The sequence below is a fragment of the Streptomyces sp. W1SF4 genome (genome assembly GCF_003950035.1).
Taxonomy (GTDB): Bacteria; Actinomycetota; Actinomycetes; order Streptomycetales; family Streptomycetaceae; genus Streptomyces; species Streptomyces racemochromogenes.
Genome location: NZ_CP034350.1, coordinates 4,737,426 through 4,751,129, shown reverse-complemented (window position 1 = coordinate 4,751,129; position 13,704 = coordinate 4,737,426). Strand labels below are relative to the sequence as shown.

At 72.7% G+C, this 13,704-nt stretch carries 19 protein-coding genes; 8 read left to right on the top strand and 11 right to left on the bottom strand.

Annotated elements, in window-relative coordinates:
* The first annotated feature begins 44 nt into the window (after positions 1–44).
* Complete coding sequence (locus D1J60_RS22350; RefSeq protein ID WP_125603978.1) at positions 45–1,058, top strand: YdcF family protein; 1,014 nt, start codon at positions 45–47, stop codon at positions 1,056–1,058.
* Positions 1,059–1,133: 75 nt separating this feature from the next.
* On the opposite strand, the gene D1J60_RS22345 is transcribed toward D1J60_RS22350, so the two are convergent.
* Entirely contained in the window at positions 1,134–2,510 is a 1,377-nt protein-coding gene (locus tag D1J60_RS22345) for a carbohydrate-binding protein (RefSeq protein ID WP_125822287.1), read from the bottom strand.
* A gap of 179 nt (positions 2,511–2,689) precedes the next feature.
* Between D1J60_RS22345 and D1J60_RS22340 the strand changes: the two genes are divergently transcribed.
* On the top strand, positions 2,690–2,875 hold the full coding sequence (locus tag D1J60_RS22340; RefSeq protein ID WP_007266193.1) for a hypothetical protein: 186 nt from the start codon (positions 2,690–2,692) through the stop codon (positions 2,873–2,875).
* Between the two features lie 279 nt (positions 2,876–3,154).
* Here D1J60_RS22340 and D1J60_RS22335 read toward each other — a convergent pair whose 3' ends face one another.
* Entirely contained in the window at positions 3,155–4,129 is a 975-nt protein-coding gene (locus D1J60_RS22335; RefSeq protein ID WP_125822286.1) for a LysR family transcriptional regulator, read from the bottom strand.
* Positions 4,130–4,232: 103 nt separating this feature from the next.
* Between D1J60_RS22335 and D1J60_RS22330 the strand changes: the two genes are divergently transcribed.
* Complete coding sequence (locus tag D1J60_RS22330; RefSeq protein WP_125822285.1) at positions 4,233–4,730, top strand: nitroreductase family deazaflavin-dependent oxidoreductase; 498 nt, start codon at positions 4,233–4,235, stop codon at positions 4,728–4,730.
* A gap of 107 nt (positions 4,731–4,837) precedes the next feature.
* Here the strand turns inward: D1J60_RS22330 and D1J60_RS22325 are convergent, their stop codons facing one another.
* The 3 genes from D1J60_RS22325 to D1J60_RS22315 are packed head-to-tail and all read right to left on the bottom strand — an operon-like array spanning position 4,838 to position 6,542.
* Positions 4,838–5,404 carry a GNAT family N-acetyltransferase gene (locus tag D1J60_RS22325; RefSeq protein WP_125604768.1) on the bottom strand — a complete coding sequence of 189 codons (567 nt, stop codon included), beginning with the start codon at positions 5,402–5,404 and terminating at the stop codon, positions 4,838–4,840.
* A 59-nt stretch (positions 5,405–5,463) separates the two neighbouring features.
* A complete protein-coding gene (locus D1J60_RS22320) occupies positions 5,464–5,940 on the bottom strand; it encodes a macro domain-containing protein (RefSeq protein ID WP_125822284.1) in 477 nt (158 codons plus the stop codon).
* A 44-nt stretch (positions 5,941–5,984) separates the two neighbouring features.
* Positions 5,985–6,542 (bottom strand): hypothetical protein, encoded by a 558-nt coding sequence (locus D1J60_RS22315; RefSeq protein ID WP_185899786.1) that lies wholly within the window; start codon positions 6,540–6,542, stop codon positions 5,985–5,987.
* 373 nt (positions 6,543–6,915) lie between these two features.
* Between D1J60_RS22315 and D1J60_RS22310 the strand changes: the two genes are divergently transcribed.
* Together D1J60_RS22310 and D1J60_RS22305 are read left to right on the top strand one after the other, a co-directional pair.
* Positions 6,916–8,127, top strand: a complete 1,212-nt coding sequence (locus D1J60_RS22310) for a pyridoxal phosphate-dependent aminotransferase (RefSeq protein ID WP_125822283.1) — start codon at positions 6,916–6,918, stop codon at positions 8,125–8,127.
* 134 nt (positions 8,128–8,261) lie between these two features.
* Positions 8,262–8,675, top strand: coding sequence for a hypothetical protein (locus D1J60_RS22305; protein WP_125822282.1), 414 nt, complete (start codon positions 8,262–8,264; stop codon positions 8,673–8,675).
* 622 nt (positions 8,676–9,297) lie between these two features.
* On the opposite strand, the gene D1J60_RS22300 is transcribed toward D1J60_RS22305, so the two are convergent.
* The 3 genes from D1J60_RS22300 to D1J60_RS22295 form a co-directional block, all read right to left on the bottom strand.
* Complete coding sequence (locus D1J60_RS22300) at positions 9,298–9,552, bottom strand: hypothetical protein (protein WP_125822281.1); 255 nt, start codon at positions 9,550–9,552, stop codon at positions 9,298–9,300.
* Positions 9,545–9,700 (bottom strand): hypothetical protein, encoded by a 156-nt coding sequence (locus D1J60_RS37365; RefSeq protein ID WP_164720944.1) that lies wholly within the window; start codon positions 9,698–9,700, stop codon positions 9,545–9,547. The genes D1J60_RS22300 and D1J60_RS37365 overlap by 8 nt, the downstream gene beginning before the upstream one ends.
* Positions 9,701–9,787: 87 nt before the next feature.
* Positions 9,788–11,002 (bottom strand): helix-turn-helix transcriptional regulator, encoded by a 1,215-nt coding sequence (locus D1J60_RS22295; RefSeq protein WP_125822280.1) that lies wholly within the window; start codon positions 11,000–11,002, stop codon positions 9,788–9,790.
* Positions 11,003–11,091: 89 nt separating this feature from the next.
* On the opposite strand from D1J60_RS22295, the gene D1J60_RS22290 reads away from it, so the two are divergent.
* A complete protein-coding gene (locus tag D1J60_RS22290) occupies positions 11,092–11,457 on the top strand; it encodes a hypothetical protein (RefSeq protein ID WP_125822279.1) in 366 nt (121 codons plus the stop codon).
* Between the two features lie 11 nt (positions 11,458–11,468).
* On the opposite strand, the gene D1J60_RS22285 is transcribed toward D1J60_RS22290, so the two are convergent.
* Positions 11,469–12,026 (bottom strand): hypothetical protein, encoded by a 558-nt coding sequence (locus tag D1J60_RS22285; protein ID WP_125822278.1) that lies wholly within the window; start codon positions 12,024–12,026, stop codon positions 11,469–11,471.
* On the bottom strand, positions 12,023–12,301 hold the full coding sequence (locus D1J60_RS22280) for a helix-turn-helix transcriptional regulator (protein ID WP_125822277.1): 279 nt from the start codon (positions 12,299–12,301) through the stop codon (positions 12,023–12,025). The genes D1J60_RS22285 and D1J60_RS22280 overlap by 4 nt, the downstream gene beginning before the upstream one ends.
* A 105-nt stretch (positions 12,302–12,406) precedes the next feature.
* Here D1J60_RS22280 and D1J60_RS22275 point away from each other — a divergent pair, with 105 nt between their 5' ends.
* Both D1J60_RS22275 and D1J60_RS22270 read left to right on the top strand, forming a co-directional pair.
* Positions 12,407–12,601: a hypothetical protein gene (locus D1J60_RS22275; RefSeq protein ID WP_125822276.1), complete on the top strand. Its 195-nt coding sequence runs from the start codon at positions 12,407–12,409 to the stop codon at positions 12,599–12,601.
* Positions 12,598–12,903, top strand: coding sequence for a VOC family protein (locus D1J60_RS22270; RefSeq protein WP_125822275.1), 306 nt, complete (start codon positions 12,598–12,600; stop codon positions 12,901–12,903). Before D1J60_RS22275 ends, D1J60_RS22270 begins: the two co-directional genes overlap by 4 nt.
* 398 nt (positions 12,904–13,301) lie before the next feature.
* On the opposite strand, the gene D1J60_RS22265 is transcribed toward D1J60_RS22270, so the two are convergent.
* A complete protein-coding gene (locus tag D1J60_RS22265) occupies positions 13,302–13,676 on the bottom strand; it encodes a hypothetical protein (RefSeq protein ID WP_164720943.1) in 375 nt (124 codons plus the stop codon).
* Between the last annotated feature and the right edge of the window lie 28 nt (positions 13,677–13,704).

The window sequence follows — 13,704 nt, the reverse complement described above, 5'->3', positions numbered from 1 at the left end:
TTGGTCCCCTCGGAGGTTCACGGCCTGCACATACGATGAACGCCATGGCCGTCTTCCTCCTCCCCGCCGTCTTCTTCCTCGCCTTCTGCGTGAGCGCCTTCAAGGACCGCCGCCGCTTCAGCAACGCCGTGCTGCTCGGCCTGACCTGCATCACGCTGGCGGCGACGCTGCTCTTCAAGGTGGCGGCCCTGCCCGCGTGGGCGGCCCTGGCGATCTTCGCGCTGGCGTTCACCGCGCCCGTGCTCGGCACGCTGGCGATCGGCGGCTTCCTGATCGCCAACGGCGTCACGATGATCCGCAAGGAGGGCCGGCGCCCGGCCAACCTGCTGTCGATGCTCGCGGGACTGGGCATCTTCGGGATGATCGCGCTGCTGATCGCCGTCCCGATGTTCCACTCCACCGTCCTGACCGGCATGGCCACGACGCTGACCCTGGTCGTCGGCTACGTCGCCTTCATCTTCCTGTGCTTCCTCGGCTACGCCTTCCTCTACGGCCGGATCAAGGTCCGCGGGGACGTCGACCACGTGGTCATGCTGGGCTCCGGCCTGATCGGCGGGGACCGGGTGCCGCCGCTGCTGGCCTCCCGGCTGCGCAAGGGGCAGCAGATCTACGAGGCCCAGCTGGCCCGCGGCTCCCGCCCGCCGGTGCTGCTCACCTCGGGCGGCAAGGGGTCCGACGAGCGGGTCTCCGAGGCGCGGGCCATGGCCGACTGGCTGATCGCCGAGGGCGTGCCGGCGGAGCACGTGCGACTGGAGGAGAACTCGGCCACGACCGAGGAGAACATGCTCTTCTCGAAGGGGATCATGCTGGCGGACGAGCCGGGCTACCGGTGCGTGGTCGTCACCAACAACTTCCACGCCTTCCGCGCCGCGATGCTGGCCCGCAAGACGGGGGTCAACGGGCAGGTCCTCGGCTCGCCGACGGCCCGCTACTTCCTGCCGAGCGCCCTGCTGCGCGAGTTCGTCGCGGTGTTCTGGGAGCACCGGGTGGTCAACCTGTCGATCTGCGGGGCGCTGGCCGCGATCGGCGCCCTCGCCACCCTGACCGCGGTGGTCTAGGCGCGGGTGCCGCGGCGTGCGGGCGGGGGTGCCGCGACGCCCCCCTTGGTCGTCACGGCACCCCCTGCTCGCGGGTTACAGCTTCTGCCAGAGCGCCGGGACCACCGACGGCTCCCAGCCCGTCTGGGCCTGGTGGCCCTGGAGGCAGCGGTAGGCCGCGCCGCCGTACGTGACGGTGTCCCCGGCCGCGTAGACGGTGCCGGCCTTCCAGGTGCCGCCGGGCTGCGGGTCCTCGGGGCCGGGGCCGGGGCCGGGGCCCGGGTCGGAGCCGGTGACCTTGAGGGTCAGGCCGTACGCCGACAGGATCGGGTTCAGCGGCTGGAAGAAGGTGGTGCCGCCGCTGGTGCAGTCGCCGGAGCCGCCCGAGGTGACGCCCTGGGCCTGGCTGCCGGAGATGTAGGAGCCGCCGGAGTCGCCGGGCTCGGCGCAGACCGTGGTCCGGGTGACGCCCGAGATGGTGCCCTCGGGGTAGGTGACGCTGGTGTTGTGCTGCTGGACGGTTCCGCAGTGCCAGCCGGTGGTCGATCCGGAGCGGCAGACGGAGGAGCCGACGGGCTGCAGGACGGAGCCGGTGACCTGGACGTTCGCGCCGCCGCTGCCCTTGACGTACGGGGTGGCGGTCCAGCTGGTGTTGGCGGCGACCCACGCCATGTCGTTGCCCGGGAACACCGACGCCTGGAACGAGCCCTGGGCGACCTGGTTGAAGCCGCTGGTGGTGGTGCCGACGCGGCCGCAGTGACCGGCGGTGGCGAAGCCCTGGGCGGTGCCCTTGGTGACCGGGAAGCCGACGGAGCAGCGGCCCTGGCCGTTCATGTAGTACGCGTCCCCGCCGCGCAGGTCGTACAGCGGGCGCGGGGCCCGCTCGGCGGCGGTGCGCACGACCGTCACGAGCGCGGGGTCGGTGCCGGTGGCGGCCAGCAGCCCGGCGGCCGCGCCGGGCCGGGTCTCCTCGACGACGAGGGTGTTGGTGCGCGGGTCGACGTACCGGACGGGCGTCTCGGCGGTGGCGGCCCGGTCGAGCCCCGCCTTCACGGCGTCCAGGCCGGCGAGGGAGCGGCTGACGACCTTCGCCTCCGCCCCGGCCGCGCGTATCGCGGCGGCGTCGGCGGCGCGGGTGGTGGCCACCGTCAGGGTGGCGGAGTCGGCCCCGTCGACCCAGGCCCCTGCGAAGGCGGCGCCGAGCCGGGCGCGCAGCCGGGCGGCGGTGGCGCCCGCCTCGGCCTCGTGGGTGAGGCGGTCCCTGGCCTGCGCGGGGGTCAGGCCGAGGTCGCGCCGGAGGGCGGCGAGCAGCTCGGCGGGCGCGTCGCCGGGGCGCAGGGTGGCCGTCGCGGACTTCTGCGGGGCGGCCGGGTCCCCGGCGGGGGTGGCGGCCCCCGCGGCGGTGGTGCCGGCCAGCAGCAGCCCGGCGGCGGCCAGGGCGGTACACGCCGCGCGGGCGTGTCGCTTGAGCATGGTGGATCTCCTCGGTTCGGTGGGGGTCACCGAAACCGTAGGAATCCGAACCTGCTTACGGGAGCTGCCGGTTGGCCCCTTCCCCGGTGTTATGGCCGGGCCCGTCCGGTCCCCGGCGTGCGTTCATGGGGCGGGGGCATCAGGATGGGGGCCTGGGGGGGTACGGCAGGAGGTATCCGATGGACAGTGAAGCCAACGAGCAGCCCACCCGGTCGGACCGGCTCTTCACGGGTGGAGAGCGCGCGTACGACCCCGAGGACCTGGTGATGGCGACCGGCCACGACCCGACTCCGGAGCGGGTCGAAGCGGCGCGGAAGCTGATCGAGAAGGAGGGCCCGCAGGTCATCGAGCGCTACCTCCCGTAACGCCCGCCCGACCAGGGCTGCCGAACCACGACCCCGGGGCCTCCCCCGGGGCCGCGGCTTGCCCGGGAGCGCCTCGCAGGACGGCAACTTCCGGCCTCGCCGGCGTTTGAGGCGCGGGGGTCTGGGGCGGAGCCCCCGGGAACGGGGTCCGGGGCGGAGCCCCCGGGAACGGGGTCCGGGGCAGCGCCCCGGGGAACGGGCGAAGGGCGGGTAGGGGACCCGGCCCCGCGCAGCGGCCCACCACCCCGGCTCCCTGCCCCCTGCCCCTGGCCCTGCCCCTCAGGACGTGGCGGCCCCCATCGCCGCCTCCCGCACCGCCGGCCCCGCCGCACGCCCCCCACCCGCGCCCCCCGCGGAGCGGGCCAGCGCCTCCGCGTGCGCGGCCCGGGCGTGCGCCAGTACGCCCGGCGCCCGGGCCGCGGCCGGCGCCGCCGGGTGCCAGCCCAGCAGGTGCCGCCACACGAGCGGGCTCCCGGCGAGCGGCCGGGCCACCACCCCGCAGGTCGCGGGGAACGTGGCCCGGCACAGCCCGACGGCCCGGCCGACCTGGACCAGGTGCACGCAGGACGCGGTGTCGGTCTCGTAGACGCAGGCGGGCGTGAACCCGGCGCGGACGCAGGCCGCCGCGAAGCAGTCCCCGAAGCAGCCGTCGCCCGGTACGTCGGTCCAGGCCTCGGCGGCCAGCTCGGCCAGCTCGATCTCCGCGCGGCGGGCCAGCGGGTGGTCGTCGGCCAGCATCACGTGGACCGGGTCCCGGGCCACCTCCAGCCAGGCGAGCCGGCCCGGCTCCGGCGGGGCGCTCTCGCCGCACGCGCCGACCAGCGCGAAGTCCAGCCGCCCGGCGGCCACGCCCTGGGCGATCTCCCGTTCCGACCAGGACGTGCACGTGGTCACCGGCACCCCGGGTTCCTGGTGGGCGAGCCGGTCGACGAGCCCGCCGAGCAGCGGCCCGTGGGTCCCGCCGAGCCGGTACCCGGCCGCGCCGCCGCGGGCGAAGCGCACCGCCTCCTCCTGGAGCTCGGACAGGGCGGGCAGCAGGACGCGGGCGCGCTCCAGCACGAGTTCGCCGCGCGCGGTGGTCCGTACGCCGTCCCGTCCGCGCTCGAAGAGTGCGCCGCCCAGGGCCCGCTCGATGCGTTTGAGCTGACCGCTCAGGGCGGGCTGCGCGAGCCCGAGGGCGGTGGCGGCGCGGGTCAGGCTGCCGGCGTCCGCCACGGCTCTGACGATCTTGAGGTGCCTCAGCTCCAGATCCATGGTCCGAGCTTGGTCCAGACCTGTGCGCGTGCGCTACGGGTCCGGCGCATCCAGAATCGGTAAAGGCTCGTTAGCGCTCCGGGGGACGCCCTACGGAGGTCAGATGAACGTTGTTGCCATGCCGCCCGCCCCGGCCGGCACCCCCGCCCCGGTCTCCCCGGTTTCCCCGGTCGACTGGGACAACCCGACGGACCCGCACCCCGGGCCGCGGCTCGACCACGTACGGACCTACGTGGCGAGCGGCGGCACCGACGGCCACCTGTGGCACGGGGTCCCGACCCTGCTCCTGACCACCCTCGACCGCGCCACGGGCCGGCCGGTGCGCACGCCGCTGGTCTACGCCGAGGACGAGGGCCGGTACCTGGTCGTCGCCGCCGACTCGGGCGGGCCCCGCCGGCCCGCCTGGTACGGGAACCTGACCGCGCACCCGGAGGTCCGCCTCCAGGTGGGCACCCGGACCTTCGCGGCCTGGGCGCGCACGGCGGACCCCGTCGAGCGGGAGACGTACTGGGAGGCGCTGACCGCACTGTGGCCGCCCTACGAGGAATACCAGGCGCTCGCGGGGCCCCGGGAGCTGCCCCTGGTGATCGTGGAGGGCTGACGGGCGGGCTCCGGGCCCCCGCCGGAGGCGAATCGATCCGCCTCCGGAGCGCGTCCGGAGCCGCCCCCGGCCGGAACCGCGAACCGGGGTTCCGGGCCCGGCGGGCTCTACGCGGCCGGCCGCTCGGCCGGGGTGGCGACGGCGGTGTAGGTACGGCCGGCGACCGCGTACTCGCCGAGCGGGGTCATGCCGAACGCGTCGACGTGCACCCGCCAGGAGGCGGCGTTGCCCGCCTCGATGAAGGCGACCAGCGCCTCGGCGCGCCCGGCCGAGGCCTCGACCGCCCTCTCGAACAGGCCCCGGGCCACGCCGTGCCCGCGGAAGGCGGCGTCGACCACGACCGGCCCGTACAGCAGCCACGGCACCTCGCTCAGCGGACGTCCCCGCCAGTCGAGCTCCGGCTGGGCGCGCAGCAGCCCGAGGACCGCCGCCGGCGGGTCGCCCATGTCCGCGGCGACCGACAGCGCGAGCAGCCCGGCGACCTGACCGTGCCCGGCGTCGGCCACGAGCAGCTCCCCGTCCCGGGCCATGGCGCGCAGGGTGTCGAGGCCGAAGGCCCCCTGCACGAAACCCTGAGCGGCACGCTGCTCTTCGGTGAGGGCGTCGTGGTGGTTGGCGGCGAACAGCCGTGCCATGGCGGGCGCGTCGGCCTCGGTGGCGTATCGGAAGCGCATGCGGCGATGCTGCCACGCCGCCGCGCCCCGGTCGTCGGCGACCGGGCCCGCATGTCACCTCACGCGTGGTCGTACACCGTCACCGCCACGTCCCGCGCGCAGAGCGCCTCGGTTATCAGCGGTTCGATGCGGGACCACTTGCCGCCGGCCAGGCCGCACCCGATGCGGGGCATGTGGACGCTCGCCCCCAGCTCCAGGGCGTGGTCCGCCAGCTTGACGAGGCAGCTCTCGACGGCGTCGTAGCGGATGGGCGGGCCGCCGCTGCCGGTGCGTATCCCCCGCTGGCCGACCATGTTGGCCACCCAGACGTCGGGCTTCACCCGCACCACCTGCACGGCGCCGAGCCCGAAGTCGTTGCCGCTGCGGCCGCGGTGCCAGGCCCTGAACTCGGCTTCCGGCTCGGGCCAGCGCCGGGAGAGGGCGAGCACGAAGCCCTTTCCCCAGCCGCCTATGTCGTTGCTGACGTGCGCGATCAGCTTGGGGCCCTTGGCCTGCGGACTCGTCGCGTCCCCGGAGATGATCGCGAGCGGCTTCATGCACCCACGGTAGGCGGGGGCACTGACAACGGGCCGGCGTTCGGTCAGCGGTTGGTGTTGAGGAAGCCGATGACGACCGCGCCCCACCAGCAGGCCTGGGAGACCAGGGCGGTCGCGCCGCCCCAGAGGAGGAGGCCGCGGCCCACCTCGCCGGTGGCTGCTTCGAGGCGGCGGCCCAGGAGGCCGGCCTGGAGGCCGTTGACGGTCAGCAGCGCGACCAGGCCGATCTTGGTCATGGTCAGCGGGGAGGTCAGGTCGGGGTGGAGCATCAGGCCGCTCACCACGAGGCCCCCGAGGCCGGCCCAGATCGGTACGTGGAGCCGGGAGGTCGCGGCGACGACCTCCGCCAGGCCGCAGCGGCCGGTGGCCCACAGCAGACCGTAGTAGTCGGCGGAGAGCACCGCACCGAAGCCCAGCACCAGCGAGGCGAGGTGCGCGAACAGCGCGGCGGAGTGCATGGCCGCGTCGGCCTGCATGTGCAGCGAGCACCACAGGCCCGCCGCCAGGACGACCAGCGCACAGAGGGCCCCCGCCGCGACGGTCCACCACGAGTCGTAGAGGCGGACGGGGCGGGGGGCGAGTCTGGCGGCTGGGGAGGACATGCGCGGGCTCCGGGATGAGGGGATGCGGCTCCGTCGGCCGCGAAAGCAAGGTAAGGCTCACCTAAAGAAAGCTTTCCGTCAATCCAGGTCCACTGGCCGAAACCATGACCCTCGACACAGGGCCGGGGCGGGCCCGGACCCTACTCGGGGGTAGGTCGGACGGACCCCGCCGCCGCGGGGTGACGAGCGCAACACCGGCGGCCCGGCGCTTCCGCGCCCTCACCCATTCCGCAGGCCGGACGGCGGCCGCGCCGCCGTTTCAAAGGGTGGACGGGGGCGCCACCCCTCCATCGCGCGAAGTGGGGCATATCGCTCGGTGGAATTCCCCCGGAACGGCCGCGCGGGCGGGCGGCAGGGCCCGTAAGCTCCCGTCATGCAGGTGATCCAGTCAACGAAACTCGCCAATGTCTGCTACGAGATCCGCGGACCCGTCCTCGAAGAGGCGATGCGGCTCGAAGCGGCAGGTCATCGCATCCTCAAGCTGAACACCGGCAACCCCGCGGCCTTCGGCTTCGACTGCCCGCCGGAGATCCTCGAGGACATGCTCCGCAACCTGGGCAACGCCCACGGCTACGGGGACGCGAAGGGCCTGCTGTCGGCGCGGCGCGCGGTCATGCAGCACTATCAGACCAAGGGCATCCACCTGGACGTCGAGGACATCTACCTCGGCAACGGCGTCTCCGAGCTGATCCAGATGTCGATGCAGGCGCTGCTGGACGACGGCGACGAGGTACTGGTCCCCGCCCCGGACTACCCGCTGTGGACCGCGTCGGTCTCGCTGGCCGGCGGCACCGCCGTGCACTACCGCTGCGACGAGCAGTCCGACTGGATGCCCGACCTCGCGGACATCGAGCGCAAGGTCACCGACCGCACGCGCGCGATCGTGATCATCAACCCGAACAACCCGACCGGCGCCGTCTACGACGACGAGATGCTGCGCGGGCTGACGGACATCGCCCGCCGGCACAACCTCGTGGTCTGCTCCGACGAGATCTACGACCGGATCCTCTACGACGGCACCACGCACACGAACACCGCGGCGATCGCGCCCGACCTGCTGACGCTGACCTTCAACGGCCTGTCCAAGAACTACCGGGTCGCCGGGTACCGGGCGGGCTGGATGGCGGTCTGCGGACCGAAGAAGCACGCCTCGTCGTACATCGAGGGCCTGACGATCCTGGCCAACATGCGCCTGTGCGCCAACATGCCCTCGCAGCACGCCGTGGCCACCGCGCTGGGCGGGCGGCAGTCGATCGTCGACCTGGTGCTGCCGGGCGGGCGGCTGCTGGAGCAGCGCGACACGGCGTACGACCTGCTGACCCAGATCCCGGGCATCACCTGCGTGAAGCCGAAGGGCGCGCTGTACCTGTTCCCGAAGCTCGACCCGGCGGTCTACAAGGTCAAGGACGACCGGCAGATGGTCCTCGATCTGCTGCGGGCCGAGAAGATCATGGTGGTGCACGGTACGGGCTTCAACTGGCCGGAGCCCGACCACTTCCGCATCGTGACCCTGCCCAACACGAAGGACCTCGCGGACGCCGTCACCCGGATCGGCCGCTTCCTGGACGGGTACGGGCAGCCGTAGGGGGTGGGGTGGGGGTGGGTGTTCGGGGCGCCCGTTCCGGTCGCACCACTCCACTCCCACTCAACCAAGATTCGACTCAACCTTAGACCGGTTCCAATGTAGGATGGCCTCCTGACCAAGCAGGAGGCTTCCTCATGTACGAACCGAGCCGTGCCAAGTCGGTCGTCCACCGAGTGGACGCCGGCCGCACCGAACCCGCCGGGTACCCGCGGAGCAGTCGGGGCGAAGCCCTCGACATCCAGCTCGCCGGTCACCTGGCCGCGCTGCTCGCCGTCACCGACGAGCTCGGCCTCGACGACGACGGCGCCGTACGCATCGCAGCCCAGGTTTCGCGCCTGCGCGGGTCGGACCCCGTCCGCGTCGCCCACCCCGCCCTCGCGGACGGTCCCGACACCCGCACCCTCCACCGCCGCGCCCACGACCTGGCCGCCCGCGCCCTGCTCGTCGCCGCGTCCCGCGCCGACACCGCCGCGGCGATCCTCGCGGCCCAGCGCATGGACGCCCACGCCGCCGCCCTCGAATCCCCCGACCGGGCCGGCGCCCACTGACCGGCCCCGGTCCGGGACCGCGCAGGCTCCGGACCGGGTGCCATGGCTGTTTGGGGCCTTGGGGGCGTTTCGCCTCGGGCCCGCTATCTCCCCCTCGAGGGGTGCGGCCGGGCGGTGGCTGCCCACCCGCCCCCTCGTCTGCGGGCCGGTGGCCCGGGGGGGGCGGTATCCCCTCGGGCGGTCTCAGGGAGGGGTGGGGGCTTCCCGTCAGTCCCATCGTCCTTCCGGTTCGGGCCGGTCCCTCAAGGGCGCTCCTTCGTCGCGTCACTTCGTGATCGCCTTCGGCGACCCTTGACCGACCGACCCGAACCGGAAAGCCGAAAGACTGCCGGGAAACCCCCAAAGAAACGGCACGGACGATCCTTGGAGGAGCGGGTCCCTCAGCGATGAAACGAGGGGCCGGGGCCGGCCCGCCGGGCATCCGAGCCCTCAAGAGTCCAGATCCCGGGCCGGGTGCTCGGCTACCCGCACGAGAGGTTGATCAGAGCGACCTACGGAGCCCACAGGCGCGCCAGATCGCTACGCGCTCCTCGAATCTCAGCGTCCGGCGACCGCCTGTGGCTGCTACCCGCACCAGAGGATGAACAGATCGACCTGGGGATCCGACAGGCGCGACAGATCGCTACGCGCTTCTCTGGTCTCGGCGGCCGACCGCCGTCTTGGGCTGGTCCGGGGCGGGTTCGACGTTGGTGGCGGCGGTGGTGAATTCGCGGCCGCACGCGCCCCGGATGTAGGCCAGTTCCATCCAGCGTTCGACGCCGGTGTCGGAGACGTTCTCGTTGATCACGGCCATGAGGACGCCTTCGGTGCCGGAGGCGATGTCTCGGACGCGTCGGTGGAGGAGGCGGTGGGGGAGGTATTCGTAGCACTCACTCATCGGACGCTCCCTCGAAGGTGACGAGGAAGCGCTCCCAGCCGACCAGCGCACGATCAAGGAGCTCGGTGCTGGGACTGCTGGTGGTTCGTGCCCGCAACCACGGATTGTCGGGGTCGAGCGGATGGGTCGTCTGCGCGGCTGTGGTCATGTACCCCTCGCATCGTCTGCCGGACGGTTCGATCTCCTCGTCGGCCGGCGAAAGACCACAGGGACGCAACATCCCAGTTTTCCGCACTTAGTTGGCGATGCCGAGGAAGTCCTTCAGCTGACGCAGGCCCGGGGGGTGGTGCGGTCCGGCCCACAGATCCGTGACGATCGCCACGGCCAGGGTGTGGTGCCGCATCCACGCCGGGGCGACCCTCCGCAGCCGTTCGAGGGCCTTCAGTGCGCCGGTGGCATCCCCCAAGTCCGCATGAGCGCGCGCCAGGTCCAGGAGCAGCCACGTCCGCCACGAAGGCGGGGTGTCCTTGCTGAGCCTTATCCCCCTGGCCAGCGACAAAGCCTCCTCCGGGCGCTCGTGCTGGACCGCGAGGCGGACCCGCTCGATGCGCACCGACGACCGGCTGAACACCGAGACGAGTTTGCCGTCGGCCGGCGGAGGCAGCGTCGCCAGTCGGCCGGCCGCCTTCTCGGCGGTCACCATCATGTCGTTGGCCGTCGCGTAGTCGTCGCTCCTGGCGTACGACGTGGCTGCGGACATCAGCAGTGCGCCCCAGACGCGAACTCCTTCGGATTTGCCGGTGTGTTCGCGTTCCACCGCGTCCGCCGCATGTACGGCCAGGTTGCGTGCGTCGTCCAGCCTGGCCTGCCTCTGGTAGGCCCACGCCACGGAGTTCGACAGCATCGGCGCGAGCAAGGGGTCCGACGAGTCTCCCGCTGCGGTGTACGCCCGCTCCAATGCCGAGAGGGCGAGGTCCGTCTTGCCCAGGCGAATGGCCAGGTGTCCGCCAAGCTGCAGTGCCTTGCCCAGAGCCGCTTGACCTGCCGCCCGCTGGTCCGCGTTCCCCACGGCGGCCAGGAGTCTGGCATCGGCGATGATGCCCGGCAGCACCTCCATGAGGCGGCCGAAGTCCGCGGAGTGGTAGAAGGTCCAGCCGGCCGCCAACTCGGCCCGTAGAAGCGGGAGCGACAAGCGCTCCGCACCAGTCGGCTCCTCGGGCGGGGCGAACAACGGCGGCATTATCGCCCGCCGCACGGCCACGAGCGCCGGGGAATCCGCCTCACCGTTCGAGGGCACACCGGGCGGATCGCCCAGCAAGCTCGTCAGCTCGACCCCAAGCCCCTTGGACAGTGCGTGCAGCGTGGGCAGTCGGGCGCTGTGCTTGCGCCTCTGCTCCAGTTTGCGCACCACGTCGACGGACACACCGGACCGCTCCGCCAGACCCTCTTGAGTCAGGTTGGCGAAGCGGCGAAGACGACTCAGACGGTCGCCCAAGTGCTCAGCAGCCATATGGCCAAAGTACGCCTTTCAGCTCCCGGAGCACCGCGGTTTCCGCCGGGCGGACGATACGCTCTGGCGGGCCGACGAGAGGGATTCACATGTCGCAGACCGAAGGCGCACGACTCTTCCGCGAAGCCTGGATCGCGGGGGTGCGACAGCACTTCCCCGGAGAGCCGAAGGCCGGTTACGTGACTCCGTGGGACGAGACGCCTCAGTGGGAGCGCGAGGCGGCGGGCGCCGTGTACGCGCAGGTGCGCCAGTTCGTCCAGATCAGCGGCGCTGCCACCGCACGCCTGTCGCGGGAGCAGAAGGGCCGGTTCGTCGCCGTCTGTTGGACCGCTCAGATGTTCAAGCACTTCGAGGACCCGAAGCCGGGTTACGTGGCCGACTGGCCGGACCTCCCGTCCTGGCAGCAGGAGACGGACGCGGACATCTTCGAGGCCATCGAGAAGGCACTCGGCTGACGACACCGCACTCACGCCGGGGCCGGCTGACCTCGCCCGTCAGTGGGGTCCATGGCGGGCTCCTCGTCGCCCTCGTCCCCGTCGTCGCAGTAAGGGCACCAGGGCGCCAGGCGGTTGTGTGTACGGGTCGTCCACGTAGTGGCCACGGTGAGGACGATCCCGGCGATCAGGAAGAGGTACGCCCTGCGCTGTGCTCCCTCCATTCCCAGCAGGTGGTAGAGCGGGGCACAGCCCAGGACCGCGAGGGAGGTGTTCGCGAACAGGACCAGGCCGAACCGGGGGACGGAGCCGAAGAAGGCGTGGGACGCCCACAGTGCCCGGCGCGCCCTGCCGGGCTCCCGCGCGGACTCGGCCGGGTTGAGCGGCAGCACCTTGACGCACTCCGCGCACGGCGGCGCGAAGTGGTGCCGGATCTGCATCGCGCCGGGGACGATCATCAGGAGCTGCCCGGCCGCATAGACGACCAGGCCCAGGAGCCCGGTCCCACGGGTGACCACGAGGGCGGTGATCACGACGGCGGCCGCGACCGCCTCCAGCGCGTACCCGGAGTGCCGGTGCGGCAGTCTCATCGGGTGACCACCTCCGCCGCCTTCGCGGCTTCGCGCGGCACGAGGCACACCGTGAGGTCGGTGCCCATGGCCTCCGCGACCCGGTGCAGGACATCGAGGCTCGGCAGGCTCCGGGCCGCCTCCAGCCGCGACACGTGCGGCTGCCGCATCCCGGCCGCCTCCGCCAACTGGCGCTGAGACCATCCCAGTTCGATCCGGCGGTCGTACACCGCCTGGGCGATCCGGTAGGCAAGGTCCCGCTCTTCGAGCTCTTCGGACTCATTCTTCCTTGGCATACCCCCGATGGTATGTATACCTTGAGCGGGATACCAGAGGGGGCCGCATCACCCCAGCGTGCAAGCCGAGTTGGCGGATGTCCCGCCCGACGGAGGGATGGACCGATGCTTGAATTCCTCGCCCGCAACCCTTTCCTGCGCCCGCTGTTCACCACGGTGAACGTTGCGATCGCGGTCATGCTGGCGGCCTCACAGCCCGAGCACCGCACGCTCTACCTCGTGTGGGCGGCCCTCGGGTGCGTCGACCTGCTGCTCCAGGGCTATACGGCCGTCCTCGGACGGAAGAAGACCTCCGCATGACGATCGACCTGCTGGTCATCTACACGAACCGCCTGGACGAGTGCCGCGACTTCTATGCCGGCCTCGGCCTCGACCTCGTCCCGGAGCGCCACGGCAACGGCCCGGACCACTACGCCGCGACCCTCGCCGACGGCACCGTCCTGGAGCTCTACCCCGCCACCCGCCGCCCCGAGACGGGCTACCTCCGCCTCGGCCTGACAGACGACTCCCCCCGCACCCTGACCGACCCCGACGGCCGCACCGTCGTCCTCACCGCCCCGCAGGGCGTCGTACACCAGCCCCGGACGGTCGTCGGACGCTGAGACGAGAGGAGCGCGTAGCGATCCGGCGCGTCTGGGGGCTCCGTAGGTCGCTCTGGTCGACCTGTCGTGCGGGTAGTCGCGCCCCCGGCCCGGAATCGCAGGCGTGAGGACCCGGATGCCCGGCGGGCCGGCTCCTGGCCCCTCATAGCACTGAGATGCCCGCTCCTCCAAGGATCGTCCGTCCCGTTTCTTTGGGGGTTTCCCGGCAGTCTTTCGGCTTTCCGGTTCGGGCCGGTCGGTCAAGGGTCGCCGAAGGCGATCGCGTAGCGACGCGACGAAGGAGCGCCCTTGAGGGACCGGCCCGGACCGGAAGGACGATGGGACTGGCGGGAAGCCCCCAACCCTCCCTGAGATGGGGCGAGGGAACACCGCCCCACCCCCTCCAGGGTGCCCCGACCTCACCCCTCCCCCGCCACCCCCGTCACCCCGCACCACACCCCCGTCCCCGCCGCCCACACCGGGCCGACGGCCTCCGTGCGGGCGGCGGTGGGGGTGTCGCGGGTCAGGCCCGGGAGGCGGACCAGGGTGCGGGATTCGCGGGCGTCCGGGGTGGTCGGCGGGCGGTCGCGGAACTCGACCGTGGCGACGTACGAGCCCTCGCCCCGGGCTTCCAGGACCGCCACCACGCGCCGGCTCGGCGGGTCGATCCGGCACCCGGTGACCCGTACCTCCGGCGGGGCGGGGGCAGGGGCGGCGGGGCTCCCGCTGGCCCAGACGTACAGCCCCAACGGGGCGAACACCAGCAGGCCGGACAGGCAGACCATGCCCGCCACCCACCCCTGCCACCTCAACGCGGACCCA

Coding starts and splice junctions, on each gene's coding strand:
- D1J60_RS22275 (WP_125822276.1), top strand. CDS start 12,407: ATGCTTGAATTCCTCGCCCGCAACCCTTTCCTGCGCCCGCTGTTCACC.
- D1J60_RS22315 (WP_185899786.1), bottom strand. CDS start 6,542: ATGTCCTCCCCAGCCGCCAGACTCGCCCCCCGCCCCGTCCGCCTCTAC.
- D1J60_RS22310 (WP_125822283.1), top strand. CDS start 6,916: ATGCAGGTGATCCAGTCAACGAAACTCGCCAATGTCTGCTACGAGATC.
- D1J60_RS22345 (WP_125822287.1), bottom strand. CDS start 2,510: ATGCTCAAGCGACACGCCCGCGCGGCGTGTACCGCCCTGGCCGCCGCC.
- D1J60_RS22320 (WP_125822284.1), bottom strand. CDS start 5,940: ATGAAGCCGCTCGCGATCATCTCCGGGGACGCGACGAGTCCGCAGGCC.
- D1J60_RS22350 (WP_125603978.1), top strand. CDS start 45: ATGGCCGTCTTCCTCCTCCCCGCCGTCTTCTTCCTCGCCTTCTGCGTG.
- D1J60_RS22270 (WP_125822275.1), top strand. CDS start 12,598: ATGACGATCGACCTGCTGGTCATCTACACGAACCGCCTGGACGAGTGC.
- D1J60_RS22290 (WP_125822279.1), top strand. CDS start 11,092: ATGTCGCAGACCGAAGGCGCACGACTCTTCCGCGAAGCCTGGATCGCG.
- D1J60_RS22340 (WP_007266193.1), top strand. CDS start 2,690: ATGGACAGTGAAGCCAACGAGCAGCCCACCCGGTCGGACCGGCTCTTC.
- D1J60_RS22325 (WP_125604768.1), bottom strand. CDS start 5,404: ATGCGCTTCCGATACGCCACCGAGGCCGACGCGCCCGCCATGGCACGG.
- D1J60_RS22330 (WP_125822285.1), top strand. CDS start 4,233: ATGAACGTTGTTGCCATGCCGCCCGCCCCGGCCGGCACCCCCGCCCCG.
- D1J60_RS22300 (WP_125822281.1), bottom strand. CDS start 9,552: ATGAGTGAGTGCTACGAATACCTCCCCCACCGCCTCCTCCACCGACGC.
- D1J60_RS22285 (WP_125822278.1), bottom strand. CDS start 12,026: ATGAGACTGCCGCACCGGCACTCCGGGTACGCGCTGGAGGCGGTCGCG.
- D1J60_RS22305 (WP_125822282.1), top strand. CDS start 8,262: ATGTACGAACCGAGCCGTGCCAAGTCGGTCGTCCACCGAGTGGACGCC.
- D1J60_RS22335 (WP_125822286.1), bottom strand. CDS start 4,129: ATGGATCTGGAGCTGAGGCACCTCAAGATCGTCAGAGCCGTGGCGGAC.
- D1J60_RS22280 (WP_125822277.1), bottom strand. CDS start 12,301: ATGCCAAGGAAGAATGAGTCCGAAGAGCTCGAAGAGCGGGACCTTGCC.
- D1J60_RS22295 (WP_125822280.1), bottom strand. CDS start 11,002: ATGGCTGCTGAGCACTTGGGCGACCGTCTGAGTCGTCTTCGCCGCTTC.
- D1J60_RS37365 (WP_164720944.1), bottom strand. CDS start 9,700: ATGACCACAGCCGCGCAGACGACCCATCCGCTCGACCCCGACAATCCG.